Source organism: Vibrio sp. PID23_8, from assembly GCF_003584965.1.
In the GTDB taxonomy this organism is placed as follows: domain Bacteria; phylum Pseudomonadota; class Gammaproteobacteria; order Enterobacterales; family Vibrionaceae; genus Vibrio.
The window spans coordinates 299,769-319,274 of sequence record NZ_LIXE01000001.1; the positions used below are offsets into that span (position 1 = coordinate 299,769).

The following is a 19,506-nucleotide window of genomic DNA, read 5'->3' on the forward strand; positions in this document are numbered from 1 at the left end:
TTGCATCAATTTAACGCAGCGCGATACAATTGCAGATATTCTTCTGCCGCTTTGCGCCAACAAAAATCTTTTTGCATTGCATAGAGCTGAACACGTCTCACTTCTTTGATGTTTTGTGCATAGAGCAATAAAGCTCTTAACATCGTGAGCAATAATGCTTGTGGTGTCGGCCCATCAAACACAAAACCAGTTGCGTCTAATGGATCCGCATCGTAATCGTTAACACTATCTTTTAGACCACCGACACCACGAACAATTGGCAGTGTACCGTAAGCCATGCTGTAGATTTGGTTTAAGCCACAAGGTTCAAACTCCGATGGCATCAAGAAGAAATCAGAACCAGCTTCAACCAAATGCGCTAACTCATTATCGTAGGCTTCGACAAACACAAATTTGTTGGCAAATAGTGCCGCGACGTCACGTAATTGTGCTGCAAATATAGGATCACCTGTTCCCACCACAACCAATTGGACATCGTGTTTGAGAAAGTCAGCTAATGCAGGAAGAAGGTAATGTACCCCTTTCTGTTGCGTCAAACGACAGACCATACCAAACATAGCGCAATCCGACGTTTCAAGCCCTAGCTTCTCTTGCAGTGCCTTTTTACAAGCGTTCTTACCTCGAACCATACTCTGACGATTGGATTTGTAGTGTAGTGGCAAATTAGGATCAGTTTCTGGATTCCAAGCGCTATAATCACAACCATTGAGAATACCAACCAAGTCCTCAGAACGTTGCTGGAACTCCCATGCCATACCATGGCTACCAAGTTCCGTTTTCAATTCCTCAGCGTAGGTTGGACTGACTGCATTGATTTTATCTGCGCTCATTACCCCCGCTTTTAGCATCGTAATGTGCGTGGTGCTTACGGCGGCATCCGGCTCGTTACGGCTATGGAATTCCGGCAAACATTGAACGTCGTCATAGCTGAATACGCCTTTAAATACTGCGTTATGAATTGAGAGAACACTACGGGTATGTGCAAAAAAAGGGTCCGATCCATATCGATGTTTGAGCAAAAACGGAACGAGTCCAGTATGCCAATCATTCGCGTGTACAATATCTGGTTGAAAGCCAAGTTTTGGCAACATATCCAGACACGCAGCGCTAAAGAAAGCAAACCGCTCACCGTTATCCGTATACGCTTGGTTATTTTCCGCATACATGGATGGGCGGTTAAAATACGGCTGGCAGTCAATCAAGTAAACGGGATTATCCCCAACCGTGAGCTTAAGGACTCGATAATCAGTGTGAGGCCAACTTGTTAACTTGGTTTCTAAAAGCGTTTCCGCTTCTGATAATTGCTCAATACCATGGTAAGCAGGAATGGTAATCCGTACATCTTGCTGAAGATTCTGCAAAGCTTCCGGTAGTGCCTTGGCTACATCAGCCAAGCCACCACTTTTGATCAGCCCTTCGACTTCAGACGCTACAAACAGTACCGACAAATTGTTAGTAGCCAACACTTGCTCCTTTAGGAATAACAACGATGCCATCATCTGATACATGGAAGTGTTTTTTATCTTCTTGTAGGTTCACTCCAATTTGAGTACCCGGTGCGATGTCAGCGTTTTTATCAATAATCACACGACGCAACACACAACCTTCACCAACTTTTACGTCACCAAGTAAAATGGATTCGCTAATGTCACAAGCTGAAGCGATGTTGCTACGGAAACCTAGCACCGATTTCTCAATACGAGAGCCGCGCACGTAGCTGCCGTTGCACACTAAACTATCGATAATCTGGACACGACCATTATCAGAATCTGTGAACGTGGCTGGTGGCAATGGTGGATAGTAAGTGTGCAGTGGCCACTTGCGATTGTATAGCGAGAATGGCGCGTCTTTTTTAAGCAGATCCATATGAGCTTGCCAGTAGGCATCAATCGTACCAACATCACGCCAGTAAACTTCTTCCTTTTCACCAGTAATGCGGTTAGTGCTGAAGTCATACACGAAAACATCACCACGTGGGAACATTTTAGGAATGATGTCTTTGCCAAAATCGTGCGAGGACGCTTCATCGTCGGCATCTTCAATCAACTCTGCAAATAGCGTCTGTGCTTCAAAGATGTAATTACCCATAGAGACGAGTGCATGCTCAGGGTCGCCAGGAATAGACTTCGGATTTTCTGGCTTTTCTTCAAAGCCAATCATGCGCCCTTCACTATCTACTTCAATAACACCAAATTGGGACGCTTCTGAAAGTGGCATGCGCAATGCGGAAACCGTTAAAGAAGCTTCTTTTTCTTTATGGAAAGCCAACATCTGTTTGATGTCCATTTTGTAGATGTGGTCTGAACCGAAGATACATACCTGCTCAGGTTCCGCCAACTCCATAAAACGTAGATTTTGATAAATAGCATCTGCCGTACCTTCATACCAACGCTTACCCGTACGCATTTGAGCAGGAATTGGATCGATGAATCGATCGGTAATGCCGTTGATGTTCCAACCTTTCTTCATATGATGGAACAAAGATTGAGATTTGAATTGAGTCAATACGTAAATGCGCATCAAGTCAGCATTCACGAAGTTATTCAGTGCGAAATCGATCAATCGGTAACTTCCGCCAAAAGGGACCGACGGTTTACTACGGGACTCCGTTAAAGGTCTCAAACGAGAGCCTTCACCGCCAGCAAGAATCATTCCCAATACACCAGCCATTCGTTGTTCTCCATATAGTTATAGCTTGGAAGTAATGTTTGTTTGATATGAGCAAGACTCGGGGAGTCAAACAAACACGCTAGCATATTCGCGCTGATGAGCTTCTTTGAACTCTTGCAGCACGAACAAAATAAAGCTATTGCACATCCTAGTACGCACACGCCGTCGTTATTCATTATTTTGACGCGATACAACCGCATACCGGTGCATTATCTGTCTCATAAATTAACGAACTGGAATAAAATTACAATTTAAAATACGCCATTCTGTGTCGCGTACATTGCTTACTTACTCAGGACGCTACGTAGATCACAACAACACCTGTAACGAACTACATTCCGTAAACAATTTACAAACCTAATAACCACACAAGCGCAGTTTTACGACAGAATACGTTGAAAGGATGACCATTCAATGAACATGAAAGGAGGTTTAGAAAAGAATCTAATTGACAAAATTAACAAAAAACACAAAACAAAAAGGCAGCGAATTCGCTGCCTTTGTTCGAGTAATCTTAATTACGCTTTTGCTTTTTTGCGCTTATCCGTAACTTCCCAATTACCGTCAATGTACAATGCCGTCCAACCACTAGGCTTACCGTTATCTTCAGTACGAACGTAATTTTCTTTACTCTTGCGACTAAAGCGAACCACCGCAGGTCGACCATCTGGATCAGCAGCTGGCGCCTTCGTTAGGTACTTAAACTTCTCAGGCAGACGCTCTTCAAAACGCGCCAGTTCAGAGACTAACGGTGCTCGTGTTTCACGAGATTTCGGGAAGTTACTTGCGGCCATGAATAAGCCCGAAGCACCATCACGAAGCACAAAGTATGCATCTGAGTTTTCACATGGCAGTTCTGGGAAATGAACTGGATCTTCTTTTGGTGGTGCAACTTCACCATTCTTCAAAATCTTACGAGTGTTCTTACAGGTTTCACTCGTACAATCCATGTATTTACCAAAACGGCCATTCTTAAGCACCATGTCAGACCCACACTTGTCACATTCAACAACAGGACCATCGTAGCCTTTTACTTTGAACTCACCATGCTCAACAATGTAGCCTTCACAATTCGGGTTGTTACCACAAACGTGCATCTTACGCTTATCATCAATGAGGTACGCATCCATCGCCGTTTCACAAATTGGACAACGCTTCTTAGCACGCAGTGCGGCCGTTTCAACGTCTTCTTCTAGAACGTTGATAATGCCTTCTTCATCACCAAGGTTAATGGTTGTCTTACAACGCTCTTTCGGTGGTAATGCATAACCTGAACAACCTAGGAACACACCGGTCGACGCAGTACGAATACCCATTGGGCGACCACATGTCGGACATTCAATGTCTGTCATCACAATGTGATTCAGCTTCATCCCACCTTCCGTCTCGTCTTGCTCTGCTTTCTCAAGATCACCCGTGAAGTCTGTGAAGAAGTTATCCAGAACGGCTTTCCACTTCACCTTGCCTTCTGCGATTTGGTCAAGTTTCTGCTCCATACGAGCAGTAAAGTCGTAGTTCATAAGATCGTTAAAACTGTCATCTAGGCGGTCAGTCACGATTTCGCCCATTTTCTCAGCGTAGAAGCGACGCTGCTCTACTTTTACGTAACCACGATCTTGGATCGTAGAAATGATCGATGCATAAGTTGATGGGCGGCCAATGCCGCGCTTCTCAAGTTCTTTAACCAACGCCGCTTCTGTGAAACGTGCTGGTGGCTTAGTAAAGTGCTGCTTAGGCTCTAGTGAATCTAGGTCTAGCTTGTCACCGAGTTGCACAGCAGGAAGAATTGTATCTTCGTTTTTACCCATTGGGCGTTGAACTCGAGTCCAACCATCAAACTTTAGAATACGACCTTTCGCTTTTAGCGTGTATTCCGCTGCTTTTACACTGATCGTTGTTGAATCGTACTCTGCTGGCGTCATCTGACACGCCACGAACTGATTCCAGATCAACGCATAAAGTTTGTGGGCGTCCGCATCAACACCTTGTATATCTTCTGCTTTCACAGCGACATCGGAAGGACGAATCGCTTCGTGCGCTTCTTGTGCACCCTCTTTGCTGCCGTATATAAGCGGTTTAGCAGGAAGATACTTGTCACCAAACTCAGAGCCGATGAATCCACGAACGGCATCTACCGCTTCCGCACTCAAGTTAGTTGAGTCGGTACGCATATAGGTGATGTAACCCGCTTCATACAAACGCTGCGCCAGCATCATCGTCTTCTTAACGCCGTACCCAAGACGAGTACTTGCCGCTTGTTGAAGTGTTGAAGTGATGTATGGTGCAGACGGCTTACTCTTCGTTGGGCGGTCTTCACGCTTACATACTTCGTAGCTCGCTTTTTCTAGAACAGAAAGCGCTGCTTTGGTCTCTATCTCGTTAACAGGCTTAAACACAACGCCATCTTTTTGTGCAACAAGAAGTTTGAATGCAGTCTTTTCTTTGGTGTGCGTATTTGCATTGATATCCCAGAACTCTTCTGGAATGAAAGCATTGATTTCACGCTCACGCTCAACCAATAGCTTGACCGCAACCGACTGTACACGTCCTGCAGACAGACCACGTGCGACTTTCTTCCATAGCAATGGAGAGACCATGAAACCGACTACGCGGTCCATGAAGCGACGTGCTTGCTGGGCGTTAACGCCATCCATGTTCAACTCTCCTGGAGTCTGGAAAGCCTGCTGGATTGCGTTCTTAGTAATCTCGTTAAAGACGACTCGTTTGTATCGCTCTTCATCGCCACCGATGATCTCACGAAGGTGCCATGCGATTGCTTCCCCCTCGCGGTCCAAATCGGTTGCGAGGTAAACATAATCAGCGTCTTTGGCTAATTTTTGTAGTTCGCTTACGACTTTTTCTTTGCCTGGAAGAATTTGGTAATTCGCATCCCAGTCATGGTATGGATTAATCCCCATTTTTTTGATCAGGGATTTGCGGTCTTTCTCTTTTTTGACGCGCGCTTTCTCTTCCGGGCTCATTCCTTTGGTAGAAATGGCAGCGGCTTTTTTCTCACCAGTGCTTTGACCGGCCGTTGGCAGATCACGCACGTGACCAACACTAGACTTAACAATAAAGTCTTTACCAAGGTATTTATTTATCGTCTTAGCCTTGGCTGGTGACTCCACTATAACGAGCGATTTACCCATAACTGACTCTAACGTCCTTCGTGATAATGCGGGCAAAAACTTCCAAAGGAAGCCATCCGCATAATGTTCTATTTCATTGCTTCTTTTTTTACTATTGTGCGAGATGAAAAGAAGATCAACTGCTTTTTTGAAATTCAGATCCGATTGGTTGACAATTCATCGTCTTTATACTCAGACGAGGTGGGATTCTGCAAAAGGTCTTGAGCAGCATATACTAAGCAGGCAAAGTTTAACGCCGCCAGTCGAATGCAATAATTTTAGTCTCTCATCACAAAATAAATTCATACGCTCTCCAGAACCTAGCCTAAGATTATCTGAGCAGAATGACCACGAATGAATTTATAAATCTTTGTTCGATTCTTTCATCGATGACGATTAGCTCATAACGGGCCCTCTTATAACAGATTTCACCATGCCATCCCATGATAATTATGGGTATACACAAGTGACTTCAAGATAGAGGATTCTGCGCACTGCCACTGAGCCTAGCACCTTGAAGTTACTTGGGTATATAATTCTCTCACTTGAGTTTCATTGAACGACGAGAACGTTATGTCTGACAGAAAACGAATTGAAGAATTCGAACTTCTTTTAATCGCTAACCAAATCATCCAAGAACACGACGACTACATCGAAGGAATGCGTGCCACAAGCGTGGAAGAAAAAGACGATGTTTTGGTATTTAAAGGTGAGTATTTCCTCGACGAGAAAGGCCTGCCAACCTCGAAAACAACGGCGGTATTCAATATGTTTAAATACCTGGCGCACCACCTTTCAAAAGAATTCACGCTAGATAAATAAACACATAAAAATCCAAGAAAAAAGCCAGAGTTAAACTCTGGCTTTTTTTGTAAATTCAGACCTAATTAACAGCTTAATGCTTTAAACTTGTCGAAATAATCCGGGAAGGTCTTTGATGTGCACTTAGGGTCGTTAATCGTTACGGGCGTATCGCTAAGCGCCACCAGCGAAAAACACATCGCCATACGGTGATCATCGTAAGTATCAATCGCAGCATGCGTCAGTTGAGGTACCGGCTTCACAATAATATAGTCCTGCCCCTCTTCTACTTCCGCACCCACTTTACGCAATTCTGTTGCCATCGCAGCAAGGCGGTCAGTCTCTTTAACGCGCCAGTTATACACGTTGCGAATCGCAGTTGTACCTTCAGCAAAGAGCGCTGTTGTCGCTATCGTCATCGCTGCATCAGGGATATGGTTATAGTCCATATCGATACCTTTAAGCTGACCAACGCGAGCAATCACATAATCATCGCCCCACTCAATCTCTGCGCCCATTTTTTCTAGTGCGTCAGCAAATTGAATGTCTCCCTGAATACTGTTTTTACCAATACCAGTGACTTTCACTTCTCCGCCCTTGATTGCAGCGGCAGCCAAGAAGTAAGACGCAGACGAGGCGTCACCTTCAACTAAGAAATCACCAGGGGCAATATAATGTTGACCAGAAGGAATCACAAATTCTTGGTAATCGTTGTTGATAACCTCAACGCCAAACTGCTTCATAATGTGCAGCGTAATATCAATATACGGTTTGGATACCAGGTCACCTTCGATTTCGATGCGGATTTCACCATCGGCTAATGGAGCAGACATCAAAAATGCGGTTAAGAATTGGCTTGAGATAGAGCCATCAATCGACACCGAACCAGACTTAAGGCCAGTACCTATGATTTTTAACGGTGGGTAATGTTCGTTTTCTAAATACTCGATGCTGGCCCCCGCTTTCTGCAACGCTGTTACAAGGTGACCGATCGGGCGCTCCTTCATGCGAGGCTCGCCTGTCAGTACATATTCACCTTCGCCTAGGCAAAGCGCAGCAGCCAATGGACGCATTGCTGTACCTGCGTTACCAAGAAATAACTCTACTGGCTCAGCGACAGAAAATGGACGACCAAGACCTTCTACAACACACTCTGTTTTGTCTTCAGACAATTGATATTGAACACCAAGCTTAGTCAGAGCATTCAACATATGGCGAATATCATCACTATCGAGAAGGTTGGTCAAACGAGTCGTGCCCTTTGCCAGTGCGGCAAGCAATAGGGCTCGATTGGAAACACTTTTTGATCCAGGAAGATTCACTTCCCCTTGAATTTTATTGATGGGTTGTAACGTTAGGCTTTCCATTAAAAGTTGATAATCCTTTGTACTCTCACTTCGCGTTTTTTGAGAGCTAAACAATTCTTCGTGGATTCAGACTAACGAAAAAACCACCACAAAACCAGAGCAAATCCATGCTAATTTTTGAATAATTAGTCACCCTTACTCTTATCATGCAAACGGTGGCCTAATAAGCGATGTCGACCCTAACGCCATCATCAAAGTACAATATACGAACATCATCACCCCGGTTAAATAGCATGTTTTTGTCGACGTCTTGAATCACATTAATAAGCTTGTTGCCTTCGACTTTAATCAATAGTTCAACCAGTTTATATTCCACCGTGTATAGATCATTACTTCGATTCTGTACAACGGTGGCCCCTGCAATGGCGCCGACTGCCGTAGCCACTTCTTTACCCGTACCACCACCAAACTGATTCCCCACAAGGCCGCCAATGGTGGCACCTAGCAACGTCTTCCAACCATTATTTTTTGATTGCATCACTTCTTGTTGGGTAATGAAACGCACTGATTTAACTTTACCATAAACCACTTCATTGACTGGCTTTGCTACATTTCTTTCATAAGCCGCATTGGCGAAAAAGGGCAAAAACAGTATGAACCATGCCCATTGTTTTACGCTAGGTCTTGCTTCATTCATAATAAGCTCCTAAAGGCTCTAATGTTGGTAAGCTCTTCTTATGGCAATCTATTTAACTGAACTTGATGATACGTACAACTTCCCTTCACCGTATGAAGCATTAAGTGAACCAAATGGTTTATTAGCATTCGGTGGTGATCTCAACCCCGATCGAATATTAGCAGGGTACCATCAAGGCATATTTCCTTGGTACGGCCCTGGAGAACCCATTTTATGGTGGAGTCCATCACCGCGTGCCGTTTTCGACCCGATGACATTTAAACCTTCTAAAAGCTTGATTAAATTTCAACGTAAACATCAGTATAAAGTAACATTAAACCACGCAACTAAGCAGGTAATTCAACGGTGCTCTTCGACACGATCCCCCGAAGAAACGTGGCTCAATGAGAGTATGCAAGCCGCTTACACAGCGCTGGCTAATAATGGTCACTGCCACTCAGTTGAAGTATGGCAGGACAATGAGTTGGTCGGTGGTCTCTATGGCATCAGTGTTGGCCAACTTTTTTGCGGTGAGTCGATGTTTAGCTTAAAAAGCAACGCTTCCAAAATAGCGTTGTGGTACTTATGCGATCATTTGGCATCACATCAAGGACAAATGATTGACTGCCAAGTAATGAACCCACACCTCAAATCGCTTGGAGCGTATGAAATCGAACGTGACGATTTCATAGATAAGCTACTATCTTTAAGGAATAAAAAGACCGCTTTGGGAACTTTTACACCACAGACTTTGCAGGACTCTGTATCATGAGCACGGATCTTCAGCACATTCGTATTGGATTAACTCAAAACCATTCTTGTAGTTACTTACCCGAACGACAAGAACGCGTTGCCGTGGCTCTTGATTCCAATTTACATACCGAGCAAAACTATCAAATATTGATGGCAAATGGCTTTCGCCGCAGTGGGAATACGATCTATAAACCACATTGTGAACACTGTAACGCATGCCAACCGATAAGAGTTTCTATCGCTGACTTTGTCGCATCTAAAAGCCAGAGACGTTTGTTAAATAATGCCTCACTTTTACGTTGGGAAATGAAAGCAGATCTCGATGATAACTGGTTTAAGCTATACAGCCGATACATTACTAAACGACACCAAAAGGGCACTATGTATCCACCACGAGAAGATGAGTTCACACGCTTTGCGAAAACGAGTTGGCTAGAGACAGGCTTTCTTCATATATACGATGAATCAAACCGATTGCTCGCTGTCGCTGTCACTGACATTATGAATAAGTGTGCTAGTGCGTTTTATACGTTTTTCGATCCCGACTCTTCGCTCTCTCTCGGTACGTTAGCAGTACTTTACCAAATCAAATATTGCTTGCAGACAAGTAAACACTGGCTATATTTGGGATATCAGATCGATGAATGTCCAGCGATGAACTATAAAACACGCTTTCAGCGTCACCAAAGGCTAGTAAATCAGCGTTGGCAAGGGTAGAATACGCTCCAACTTTACATAATTACTATTTAGCGGCAGAATAGGCGCGCTAATATTGCCTAATTTCTAAAGAGGATTAAATGGCTAAAGAAGACGTAATTGAGATGCAAGGCACTGTGCTTGACACTCTACCAAACACTATGTTCCGCGTTGAACTTGAAAACGGTCACGTTGTGACTGCACACATCTCTGGTAAGATGCGTAAGAACTACATCCGTATTCTTACTGGTGATAAAGTAACTGTAGAGATGACTCCATACGACCTATCTAAAGGTCGCATCGTCTTCCGCGCTCGTTAATCTTAGATTTTCGGATGCAATAAAAAACGGAGCCTACGCTCCGTTTTTTATTGTCTTTGATTCACTACAATAATCATGATGCTTGTTGGCTCAACACTAACACGTGTCTTACTCGAAGCGGCTATCTTGCCAGATCAACAAACTAAGCTCTTCCCTGTTCAATAAGACTCATAATAGGTTCGAACTTTTCATCCTACCTTACTAACTCGAGAGCATTTTGCTTACATCCAAGTAAAAGCACACTCAGTGCGCCAATAAAAAGATCATGCATTCGCTCTCCAAGAAAGAATCGAACTTTCGCAAACTCCCTATGGAGTAAGAATAAATGACGACTAAAGGGTTCAGCAGGAAGATTAAATAAACAAAAAAAGCGTGCGACTAAGCGCACGCTTTTTCAGCTATTTAAAGCAGTTGCTTCAGTGAAGCGCCGCTTCTTTCTCACTTAAGTACTCAAACTCAAGTTTATCTTTCACCAACGTCACTTTCACAGTGCCGCCATCAACCAACGAGCCGAACAACAGTTCATTCGCAAGTGGCTTCTTAAGCTGCTCTTGAATAACGCGGCCCATAGGACGAGCGCCCATTGCCTTATCGTATCCTTTATGAGCTAACCAATGGCGTGCATCTTGTGATACTTCCATCGACACACCTCGAGCATCAAGTTGAACCTGAAGCTCGACAATGAACTTATCAACCACTTGATGAATAACGCTTTCATCTAGGCTATTAAACCAAATGATATTGTCGAGACGATTACGAAACTCTGGCGTAAATACTTTTTTGATTTCCGCCATGGCATCGTGACTATTATCTTGCTGAATCAAACCAATTGATTTCTTCTCTGTTTCAGCGACACCCGCATTAGTGGTCATGACAAGGATGACGTTACGGAAATCCGCTTTACGGCCATTATTGTCCGTTAGCGTACCATTATCCATCACTTGCAGTAGTAAGTTGAAAATATCTGGATGCGCTTTTTCAATCTCATCAAGTAGAACAACCGAATGAGGGTGTTTGAGAACCGCATCAGTGAGTAAACCGCCTTGATCGTAACCAACGTAACCTGGCGGCGCACCAATCAAGCGACTCACAGAGTGACGTTCACCATACTCAGACATATCAAAACGAAGAAGCTCGATACCAAGTAGTTTGGACAACTGAACCGTGACTTCTGTTTTACCTACCCCCGTAGGGCCGGCAAATAAGAATGATCCGACAGGTTTATTATCAACACCCAGACCTGCACGTGACAACTTGATAGCTTCTGACAGTGCATCAATAGCATTGTCTTGACCAAACACCAGCATCTTCATCTTGTCATCTAAGTTTCTCAAGATGTCTTTGTCCGACGATGACACTGATTTCTCTGGGATACGAGCCATCCTAGCAACCATCGCTTCGATGTCTGCTACGCCAACCGTTTTCTTACGACGACTCGCTGGAGCCAGACGACTGCGAGCGCCAGCCTCATCAATGACATCAATCGCTTTATCTGGTAAATGACGCTCGTTGATGTACTTCGCCGACAGTTCAACCGCAGCACGTAGCGCTTTATTGGTGTAACGCACTTCATGGTGGGCTTCGTACTTCGGCTTTAAACCCATCAGAATCTTTGTAGTGTCATCCAATGAAGGCTCAACAACGTCAATTTTTTGGAAACGGCGAGACAATGCGCGCTCTTTTTCAAAAATGTTGCTGTACTCTTGGTATGTTGTTGAGCCGATGCAACGTAACTTACCGCTACTTAGTAGTGGCTTAATTAGGTTAGCGGCATCGACCTGACCACCAGAAGCAGCACCTGCACCAATGATGGTGTGAATTTCATCGATGAATAGGATCGCATCCTCTTCTTTTTCTAACTGTTTCAAAATTGTCTTGAAACGTTTCTCGAAGTCACCACGATATTTGGTGCCCGCCAATAACGAACCAATATCAAGTGAGTAAATCACACTATCTTGAATGACTTCTGGTACTTGGCCTTCTACGATTCGCCAAGCCAGACCTTCCGCAATGGCCGTTTTACCCACACCCGCTTCACCGACGAGCAACGGGTTATTCTTACGGCGACGGCAAAGTACTTGAATGGTACGCTCAAGCTCTTTATCTCGGCCTATCAGAGGGTCAATATTACCGGCTTTCGCCACTTGGTTAAGGTTGGTAGCAAAGCTCTCTAAGCGCTCATCTGAATTCGTCTCTTCCGGGCTGTCAGAACCGAACGAGTCCGATGAAGATGGATCTTCACTTGAGCCTGAAGCTTTCGTAATACCATGGGAGATAAAATTCACGATATCCAAGCGCGAAATGTCATTCTTCTTAAGCAGGTAGGCGGCATGAGACTCTTGTTCGCTAAATATCGCGACTAAGACGTTTGCACCAGTCACTTCATTGCGCCCAGAAGACTGAACATGGAATACCGCACGCTGAAGCACACGCTGAAAACTCAAGGTAGGTTGGGTTTCTCGTGTCTCATCACTTTGCGGGATCAACGGCGTTGTTTGATCAATGAAAATATCGAGTTCGTTACGCAAAGCATCAAGGTCCGCTTTGCAGGCTAATAAGGCTTCCTTGGCTGCATCATTTTCCAACAATGCGAGTAGGAGGTGTTCGACAGTCATGAACTCGTGACGTTTATCTCGTGCACGAGCGAATGCACCGTTAAGGCTTGACTCTAGTTCTTTATTTAGCATAAGTACCTCCCGAAAGAACAACTTGGTTGCTCGAGCAAGTCTTCTTGTTACGCTTGCTCCATCGTACATAGTAGCGGATGTTCATTTTCCCTTGAGTACATCGTCACTTGCGCTACTTTAGTTTCAGCAATTTCTGCGCTGTATGTCCCACAAATTGCCTTTCCTTCATAGTGAACCTTAAGCATGATTTGCGTTGCTTTATCAAGATCATGAGAAAAGAATCGCTCAAGTACCTCTATGACGAAATCCATAGGTGTGTAGTCATCATTATTGAGTACAACGTTGTATAGCTTCGGCGGCTGAACTTTTGTACTTTCTCGCTCCAGAAGATCAGAGTCTGGAGTCACCCATTCAAAATTTTTACTCATGGCAATTCAAAGATATCTTATCAAAGGGTTGATGTTTTCGACCTATAAAAACAATCTACCATAAGCATGCCGAGTGGTGTAGTGAGATAAGGCACCTAAATGGACTTTGATAGATAAAAAGTTGCGCCCTCATATAGAGACTAATGCACCTCTTACACTGGTGCAAATAAAGATTTTGGTCTTCAAACCGTCAGAGGCATCCCCTAATAATGGTATTGTTGCATGCAATGCATTTACCCTATCACTACGTTAATGCAAAGTAAGAGATCACAGTTATCAATTAAATTTATGCTTTCTATCACCGAAATTTCACTTTTTATTCATTTAGTAGATTCCACTAAGTTGTGCAGCTTGATCAGTATGCGCCTTCAGCATATTCAAATCATACAGTCTTTTTAACTAACCCCACGCCTCTGACCGACAAACCGTTTGCAAAGTTGTTAATCTTAAGTGAGATTTGTTTTAAAATACGACTTTGATTGTTGCATTTCACTATTGACTGCTGAGATTCATTGACTAAAGTGGAAAGTGTTGATGCATAAATCGTCATTTAAGACTGCCTTTCTTTGGGACAAAGTCTTAGATGGAACGCTCAACTCGACGTGTATTAGTGAGAACTAATAATGATACCAAGCTAAAGGTATGGCTTGGAGTAGTAAAAACATCAGTAAAATGCATGAGGGATGTAAAAGCATGGCTACAGGTACAGTAAAGTGGTTTAACAATGCCAAAGGATTTGGGTTTATCTGTTCAGATGAAGAGGAAGGAGATATCTTTGCCCACTACTCGACTATCCAAATGGACGGTTATCGTACACTGAAAGCAGGCCAACAAGTCTCATACGAGATTGAAAAAGGCCCAAAAGGTTCACACGCGAGTAGCGTTGTGCCAATAGAGAGCCAAGCCAAATAACTATATCAATCTAAATAAGTAATTGATCATTCTTGCTAGTTAAAATCGCTGATAGTTTCGGTATAGATTTTGTAAGTAATTAGAATAACGAGTTACTGCAATCTATGTCTTGCTCTAAGCTATTTTTCCGGCGCAATAAAGTGACCTGTTATTGATCTAGATTGGTATTAGAGCGCTCAATCAGACAAACCCTTCGCTCTCATTAATTTAGGCTAGTTATAGCACTGACTTTATGAAGAGGAAAATAAACCCGCTAAAGAGCGGGTTTATAGTTTATCAGCACTAAAACACGCCACCGAAGTGGCGTAAACTTAGATTATTTGATGATAGCGTTCAGAGTTGCACTTGGGCGCATTAGTGCCGCTGTCACTTCATCATCGAGTGAGTAGTAACCACCTAGTTCACCTTTCACCCCTTGAGCAGAGTTCAACTCAGAAATGATTGCGTCTTCTTGCTCTTCAAGCGCTTTTGCAACTGGCGCAAACTCAGCAGCAAGTTCTGAATCAACAGATTGCTCTGCAAGTGCTTTAGCCCAATAAGAAGCAAGGTAATAGTGACTACCACGGTTATCTAACTCACCTACCTTGCGTGAAGGCGATTTGTTATTATCCAAGAATTCACCCGTTGCTTTATCCAGTGCATCAGCGAGAACCTGCGCCTTTACATTCCCCGTCACAGCGCTTAGGTGTTCTAACGAAGCCGCTAACGCTAAAAACTCACCTAAAGAATCCCAACGAAGGTGATTTTCTTTCTCAACTTGTTGGACGTGTTTAGGTGCAGAACCACCTGCGCCCGTTTCAAACAAACCACCGCCGTTCATTAGCGGAACGATAGACAGCATCTTCGCAGATGTACCTAACTCTAGGATTGGGAACAAGTCAGTTAGATAGTCACGCAATACGTTACCCGTTACCGAAATAGTATCTAGACCTTCTTTAATACGCTCTAATGAGAACTTACATGCATCAACTGGTGCAAGGATTTTGATCTCTAAACCCGCCGTATCATGCTCAGGTAGGTATGCATGAACTTTCTTGATAAGCTCCGCATCGTGCGCACGATTTTCATCGAGCCAGAATACGGCCGGAGCACCTGTTGCGCGTGCACGCGTTACCGCTAGTTTCACCCAGTCTTGAATTGGCGCATCTTTCACCTGGCACATACGGAAGATGTCACCCTCTTCTACCGCCTGCTCAAGTAGTACGGTACCAGAAGCATCAACCACACGTACGGTGCCTGCGACATCTAGAATGAATGTCTTGTCATGTGAACCGTACTCTTCTGCTTTTTGAGCCATTAGACCAACGTTTGGTACGCTTCCCATTGTTGTTGGGTCAAATGCACCGTGCTCTTTACAGAAGTCGATTACCGCTTGGTAAATACCAGCGTAGCTACGATCCGGAATCATCGCTTTGGTGTCTTTCTGCTTACCATCCGGCCCCCACATTTGGCCAGATGAGCGAAGCATGGCTGGCATCGATGCGTCAACGATGATGTCACTTGGTACATGAAGGTTGGTAATCCCGCGATCTGAATCCACCATCGCTAGCTCTGGCTGCGTCTCGTATACCGCTAAAATAGCGGCTTCGATTTCAGATTTTTGCTCTGTCGGTAGTGATTCAATTTTTGCGTAAACATCGCCGATACCGTTGTTTACATCCACACCGAGTTCTTCAAATAGTTTGCCGTACTTAGCAAAAACATCTTTATAGTAAACCTTAACAGCATGACCGAAGATCACTGGATCAGAAACCTTCATCATGGTCGCTTTCATGTGTAGAGAAAGCAGAACGTCTTGCTGTTTCGCTTCTTCGATTTCTTTTTCAAAGAATGCAACCAGTGCTTCCTTGTTCATCACTGAACAATCAATCACTTCTTTATCTTGTAGAGGGAACGCAGCTTTTAGTTGTTTTACTGAACCGTCTGCAGCGACGAATTCAATTTTAACGTCAGTCGCACCAGAAACGGTTGTCGACTTTTCACTGCCAAAGAAGTCGTGGTCAGTCATGCTTGATACGTGAGATTGAGAATCTGCTGACCATGCACCCATTGAGTGTGGATTTTTCTTCGCGTAATTCTTCACGGAAAGTGGCGCACGACGATCTGAGTTACCTTCACGGAGTACTGGGTTTACCGCACTGCCTTTAATTTTGTCGTAAGTCGCTTTGATGGCTTCTTCTTCGTAAGTATTTGGCTCTTCTGGATAGTTCGGTAAATCGTAACCTTTTGCCTGGAGTTCTTTAATCGCCGCTTTTAGCTGAGGAATAGAAGCAGAGATGTTAGGAAGCTTGATAATATTTGCTTCAGGAGTCTTAGCCATCTCACCAAGCTCTGCTAGTGCATCACCAATACGTTGCTCTTGTTTTAAATGCTCTGGGAAGTTCGCAATAATACGACCCGCTAATGAAATATCACGAGTATCTACGTTGATGCCAGACGAAGCGGTAAACGATTGAATGATTGGCAGTAATGAATAGGTTGCTAGCGCTGGGGCTTCATCAGTGATTGTGTAGATAATGGTAGGTTTTTCTGTAGGCATGAAATTTCCCTATTTTTCACTCAACTAAGCTGATAACTCAGCCACTGAGTTTGTTGAATTGACGCATTGCTTAACGTTAGTAGTGCATTTCTCCTCACCAACGCAAAATGCGGTTCGCACTCTTTCTTATATTTGACTCTATATCCATGAGTGCACTTTGTGCCAAGCGCACTTTCAGCTGTATTTCTAACAGAAATCCATCACTGAAAGCGACTTAGCTATATCATTAAACAAATAACACGAAATAGTCTATTATTCTGTGCGCTTTTGTTAGTTTTAGGCGCGAAAATGATAGCGGATATCAGGAAAACATAAAACTTTCAAACACAGTTCATTTACAATTTTGCAAGGTAGTTAACATGTCATCTCGCACGGGCCATGAAAAAGGTCGTCGTAGTCACCCATCTAAACCGGGGCATTTTAAACGCTCGGCAAAGCCAAGCAACGCCACAGGACAAGGTCAAAAAAGACAAAATCGCCTAAGCCGCTCGTCATCAATAGCAAAACCTAGAATTGCCCCAGAAGATCGTAAAGTGATCATTTTCAATAAACCTTATGACACATTGAGCCAGTTTACCGATGGTGAGGGCCGTAAAACGCTTGCCGATTACATACCAGTGAAAGATGTTTACGCTGCTGGTCGGCTCGATCGTGACAGTGAGGGGCTAATGGTGCTCACTAATGATGGCATCTTACAAGCCAAACTGACGCAACCGACATCAAAATCACCAAAGACCTATTGGGTGCAAGTGGATGGGGCTCCTCAAGAAGAAGACTTAGAGAAATTACGTAAAGGCGTGGAGCTTAAAGATGGTATGACGCTGCCTGCCAAAGTAGAGGTTATGTCAACGCCGGACATCTGGGACAGAAATCCACCCGTACGTTTTCGCGCTAACATCCCAACCACGTGGTTAGCCATTACCATTATCGAGGGACGAAACCGTCAAGTTAGGCGCATGACCGCTCATATAGGCTTCCCTACCCTACGCTTAGTACGCTACTCCATGGGCGGGATTGTGCTGGATGATCTACAACCTGGTGAGTGGAGAGAGATCCATTTAGCTCACTAAACGAAACCGCTATTAAACCGGCTCCTCTGAGCTGAATACATCAAAAATTATCTAAAAAAAGAGCGCATCATGGATGCGCTCTCTTCTTTCATATTTGAGTGACTAACTATTAGAAGTAGTAGAAAGCCGCTGCGAATACGTAAGTTTCCTTATCAACTGATTTATCACCAGAGTCTAGGATTTGTTTCACGTCGATACCCATGTCCGCATTTTGACCTAGCTTGTAAGTCATCGCGATGTTCATGTAAGACTGATCTTTGTCTGCTTCGTTGTTTTCTTCAGCAGTGTTTGCTGCATAGCCAGCAGCCAACGTCATCAGGTCATTTACTGGGTAGCCAGCAGATAGGTAGTAACCAGTGTTTTTCTTATCAGTTGTATTTGATACTAGGTTAGCACCACCTTCTTCAATCCAGAAGTTTGCACCTAGCATCACTGCGCCTAGGTCAACGTTACCAGTTACTGTGTAAACATCGTAGTCATGTTCATCACGAGTTTCGTAACCAGCGTAGATATTGAACATGTCTTGCTCAAGACCGATGTAACCATTCACACCTTTGTCTGCAGCACGGTGAGATGCACTAGTTTCAAAGTAAGACACACCGTAAGCGAAACCAGAAGTCGCACCTTGGAACTTAACTACGTTGTATGCGTCAGAAGCGTCGCCTGCAGATGCACCGAATTCGTAAGTGAAGTCACCAGCGCCGTCAACTTTATCTAGTGCCGTGTCGTTTTCCCAACCGAAAGACGCAACACCGTAGCCAGTGTCGAAACCGATCCATGCTTTATCTACGTCTGTTGCTGGACCAGATTCAATACCAGTAATATCTTCTGACTTAGTGCTGTAGTTCATCTCTAGGTCAACTTCAAGGTAACCTAGTAGACGGTTGTTTCGGTAGTTTACTGCAACTGTTACAGCAGTTGCCCAATCATCGTAAAGCGCTTTTGTTTCAGTATCGTAGTAACCACCAACACCTAGCGCACCTTCTACCACAAACTGCTCTTTTTGCATTGGGTCAAACTCAAATACAGGCTTGCTGTTTTGAGATGTTGTTTCTACTGCGAATGCAGACGTAGAGATGCTCGCTACAGCAAGCGCTAATAGAGTCTTTTTCATAATAATTCCACTGCCTTTTCTTAGTTTGGGATATCCTTGTCCGATTCCCTTCTTTTATATTTTTGAAACCGCTTATTATCGAAACGTAACAATGCTTGGTCTGCAAAATCTGAGCGTTAGAGTGCAAAAGATTATTCTGTCTGTCAAACTTTCTAAACTTTATCATCAAAAAAAGTAAAAATTGAATAAAAACAGACATTTACACAGTTTCATTGTCATTTTTTGATGAATATCTAAACAACAACCTTGTCTCTTAACCAACTAAACAACCATTACCGAGCAGCTTAAAATCTCTATCTTCGATTATTTACCAGACAATAAATAGATAAATACACCTATTAACATGTAAATATCAGATTATTATGTTAATAAACGAGAGCGAGCATCCTTCTTTAGTTTAGGTTTAGTTTTTTTTTGTGAACAAGATCTCTATTCCTTACAAAAGCATTCCATTTCGCGAACTAC

General features: G+C 43.7%; 15 protein-coding genes. 6 read left to right on the forward strand and 9 right to left on the reverse strand.

Annotation, left to right across the window (positions count from 1 at the left end; translation table 11 throughout):
• Positions 1-5 precede the first annotated feature (5 nt).
• The 3 genes from glgA to topA form a co-directional block, all read right to left on the reverse strand.
• Complete coding sequence (gene glgA / locus AK966_RS01340) at positions 6-1,463, reverse strand: glycogen synthase GlgA (RefSeq protein ID WP_099078615.1); 1,458 nt, start codon at positions 1,461-1,463, stop codon at positions 6-8.
• Complete coding sequence (gene glgC, locus AK966_RS01345; RefSeq protein ID WP_099078614.1) at positions 1,453-2,670, reverse strand: glucose-1-phosphate adenylyltransferase; 1,218 nt, start codon at positions 2,668-2,670, stop codon at positions 1,453-1,455. The genes glgA and glgC overlap by 11 nt, the downstream gene beginning before the upstream one ends.
• Before the next feature lie 518 nt (positions 2,671-3,188).
• Complete coding sequence (gene topA, locus AK966_RS01350; RefSeq protein ID WP_099078613.1) at positions 3,189-5,819, reverse strand: type I DNA topoisomerase; 2,631 nt, start codon at positions 5,817-5,819, stop codon at positions 3,189-3,191.
• Positions 5,820-6,371: 552 nt separating this feature from the next.
• On the opposite strand from topA, the gene AK966_RS01355 reads away from it, so the two are divergent.
• Positions 6,372-6,620: a YciN family protein gene (locus tag AK966_RS01355; protein WP_119463398.1), complete on the forward strand. Its 249-nt coding sequence runs from the start codon at positions 6,372-6,374 to the stop codon at positions 6,618-6,620.
• A gap of 65 nt (positions 6,621-6,685) precedes the next feature.
• On the opposite strand, the gene aroA is transcribed toward AK966_RS01355, so the two are convergent.
• Both aroA and AK966_RS01365 read right to left on the reverse strand, forming a co-directional pair.
• A complete protein-coding gene (aroA, locus tag AK966_RS01360; RefSeq protein WP_119463399.1) occupies positions 6,686-7,966 on the reverse strand; it encodes a 3-phosphoshikimate 1-carboxyvinyltransferase in 1,281 nt (426 codons plus the stop codon).
• Between the two features lie 160 nt (positions 7,967-8,126).
• Positions 8,127-8,603, reverse strand: a complete 477-nt coding sequence (locus tag AK966_RS01365) for a glycine zipper 2TM domain-containing protein (protein ID WP_099078610.1) — start codon at positions 8,601-8,603, stop codon at positions 8,127-8,129.
• Between the two features lie 40 nt (positions 8,604-8,643).
• Between AK966_RS01365 and aat the strand changes: the two genes are divergently transcribed.
• The 3 genes from aat (at position 8,644) to infA (ending at position 10,351) form a co-directional block, all read left to right on the forward strand.
• The gene (aat, locus tag AK966_RS01370) at positions 8,644-9,354 is read left to right on the forward strand and encodes a leucyl/phenylalanyl-tRNA--protein transferase (protein WP_099078609.1); all 711 of its coding nucleotides are present in this window, start codon (positions 8,644-8,646) and stop codon (positions 9,352-9,354) included.
• Positions 9,351-10,052: an arginyltransferase gene (locus AK966_RS01375; protein ID WP_099078608.1), complete on the forward strand. Its 702-nt coding sequence runs from the start codon at positions 9,351-9,353 to the stop codon at positions 10,050-10,052. The genes aat and AK966_RS01375 overlap by 4 nt, the downstream gene beginning before the upstream one ends.
• Positions 10,053-10,132: 80 nt before the next feature.
• Complete coding sequence (infA, locus tag AK966_RS01380) at positions 10,133-10,351, forward strand: translation initiation factor IF-1 (protein ID WP_001040192.1); 219 nt, start codon at positions 10,133-10,135, stop codon at positions 10,349-10,351.
• Between the two features lie 416 nt (positions 10,352-10,767).
• Here infA and clpA read toward each other — a convergent pair whose 3' ends face one another.
• Both clpA and clpS read right to left on the reverse strand, forming a co-directional pair.
• On the reverse strand, positions 10,768-13,038 hold the full coding sequence (clpA, locus tag AK966_RS01385) for an ATP-dependent Clp protease ATP-binding subunit ClpA (protein WP_099078607.1): 2,271 nt from the start codon (positions 13,036-13,038) through the stop codon (positions 10,768-10,770).
• 47 nt (positions 13,039-13,085) lie between these two features.
• Positions 13,086-13,406 carry an ATP-dependent Clp protease adapter ClpS gene (gene clpS, locus AK966_RS01390; RefSeq protein WP_099078606.1) on the reverse strand — a complete coding sequence of 107 codons (321 nt, stop codon included), beginning with the start codon at positions 13,404-13,406 and terminating at the stop codon, positions 13,086-13,088.
• 693 nt (positions 13,407-14,099) lie between these two features.
• On the opposite strand from clpS, the gene cspD reads away from it, so the two are divergent.
• Positions 14,100-14,318, forward strand: a complete 219-nt coding sequence (gene cspD / locus AK966_RS01395; RefSeq protein WP_172438071.1) for a cold shock domain-containing protein CspD — start codon at positions 14,100-14,102, stop codon at positions 14,316-14,318.
• A 316-nt stretch (positions 14,319-14,634) separates the two neighbouring features.
• Here the strand turns inward: cspD and AK966_RS01400 are convergent, their stop codons facing one another.
• Positions 14,635-16,857 (reverse strand): NADP-dependent isocitrate dehydrogenase, encoded by a 2,223-nt coding sequence (locus AK966_RS01400; RefSeq protein WP_119463400.1) that lies wholly within the window; start codon positions 16,855-16,857, stop codon positions 14,635-14,637.
• A 359-nt stretch (positions 16,858-17,216) separates the two neighbouring features.
• On the opposite strand from AK966_RS01400, the gene AK966_RS01405 reads away from it, so the two are divergent.
• On the forward strand, positions 17,217-17,927 hold the full coding sequence (locus AK966_RS01405; RefSeq protein WP_119463401.1) for a pseudouridine synthase: 711 nt from the start codon (positions 17,217-17,219) through the stop codon (positions 17,925-17,927).
• 109 nt (positions 17,928-18,036) lie between these two features.
• On the opposite strand, the gene AK966_RS01410 is transcribed toward AK966_RS01405, so the two are convergent.
• Positions 18,037-19,041, reverse strand: coding sequence for a porin (locus tag AK966_RS01410; RefSeq protein ID WP_119463402.1), 1,005 nt, complete (start codon positions 19,039-19,041; stop codon positions 18,037-18,039).
• Positions 19,042-19,506 lie beyond the last annotated feature (465 nt).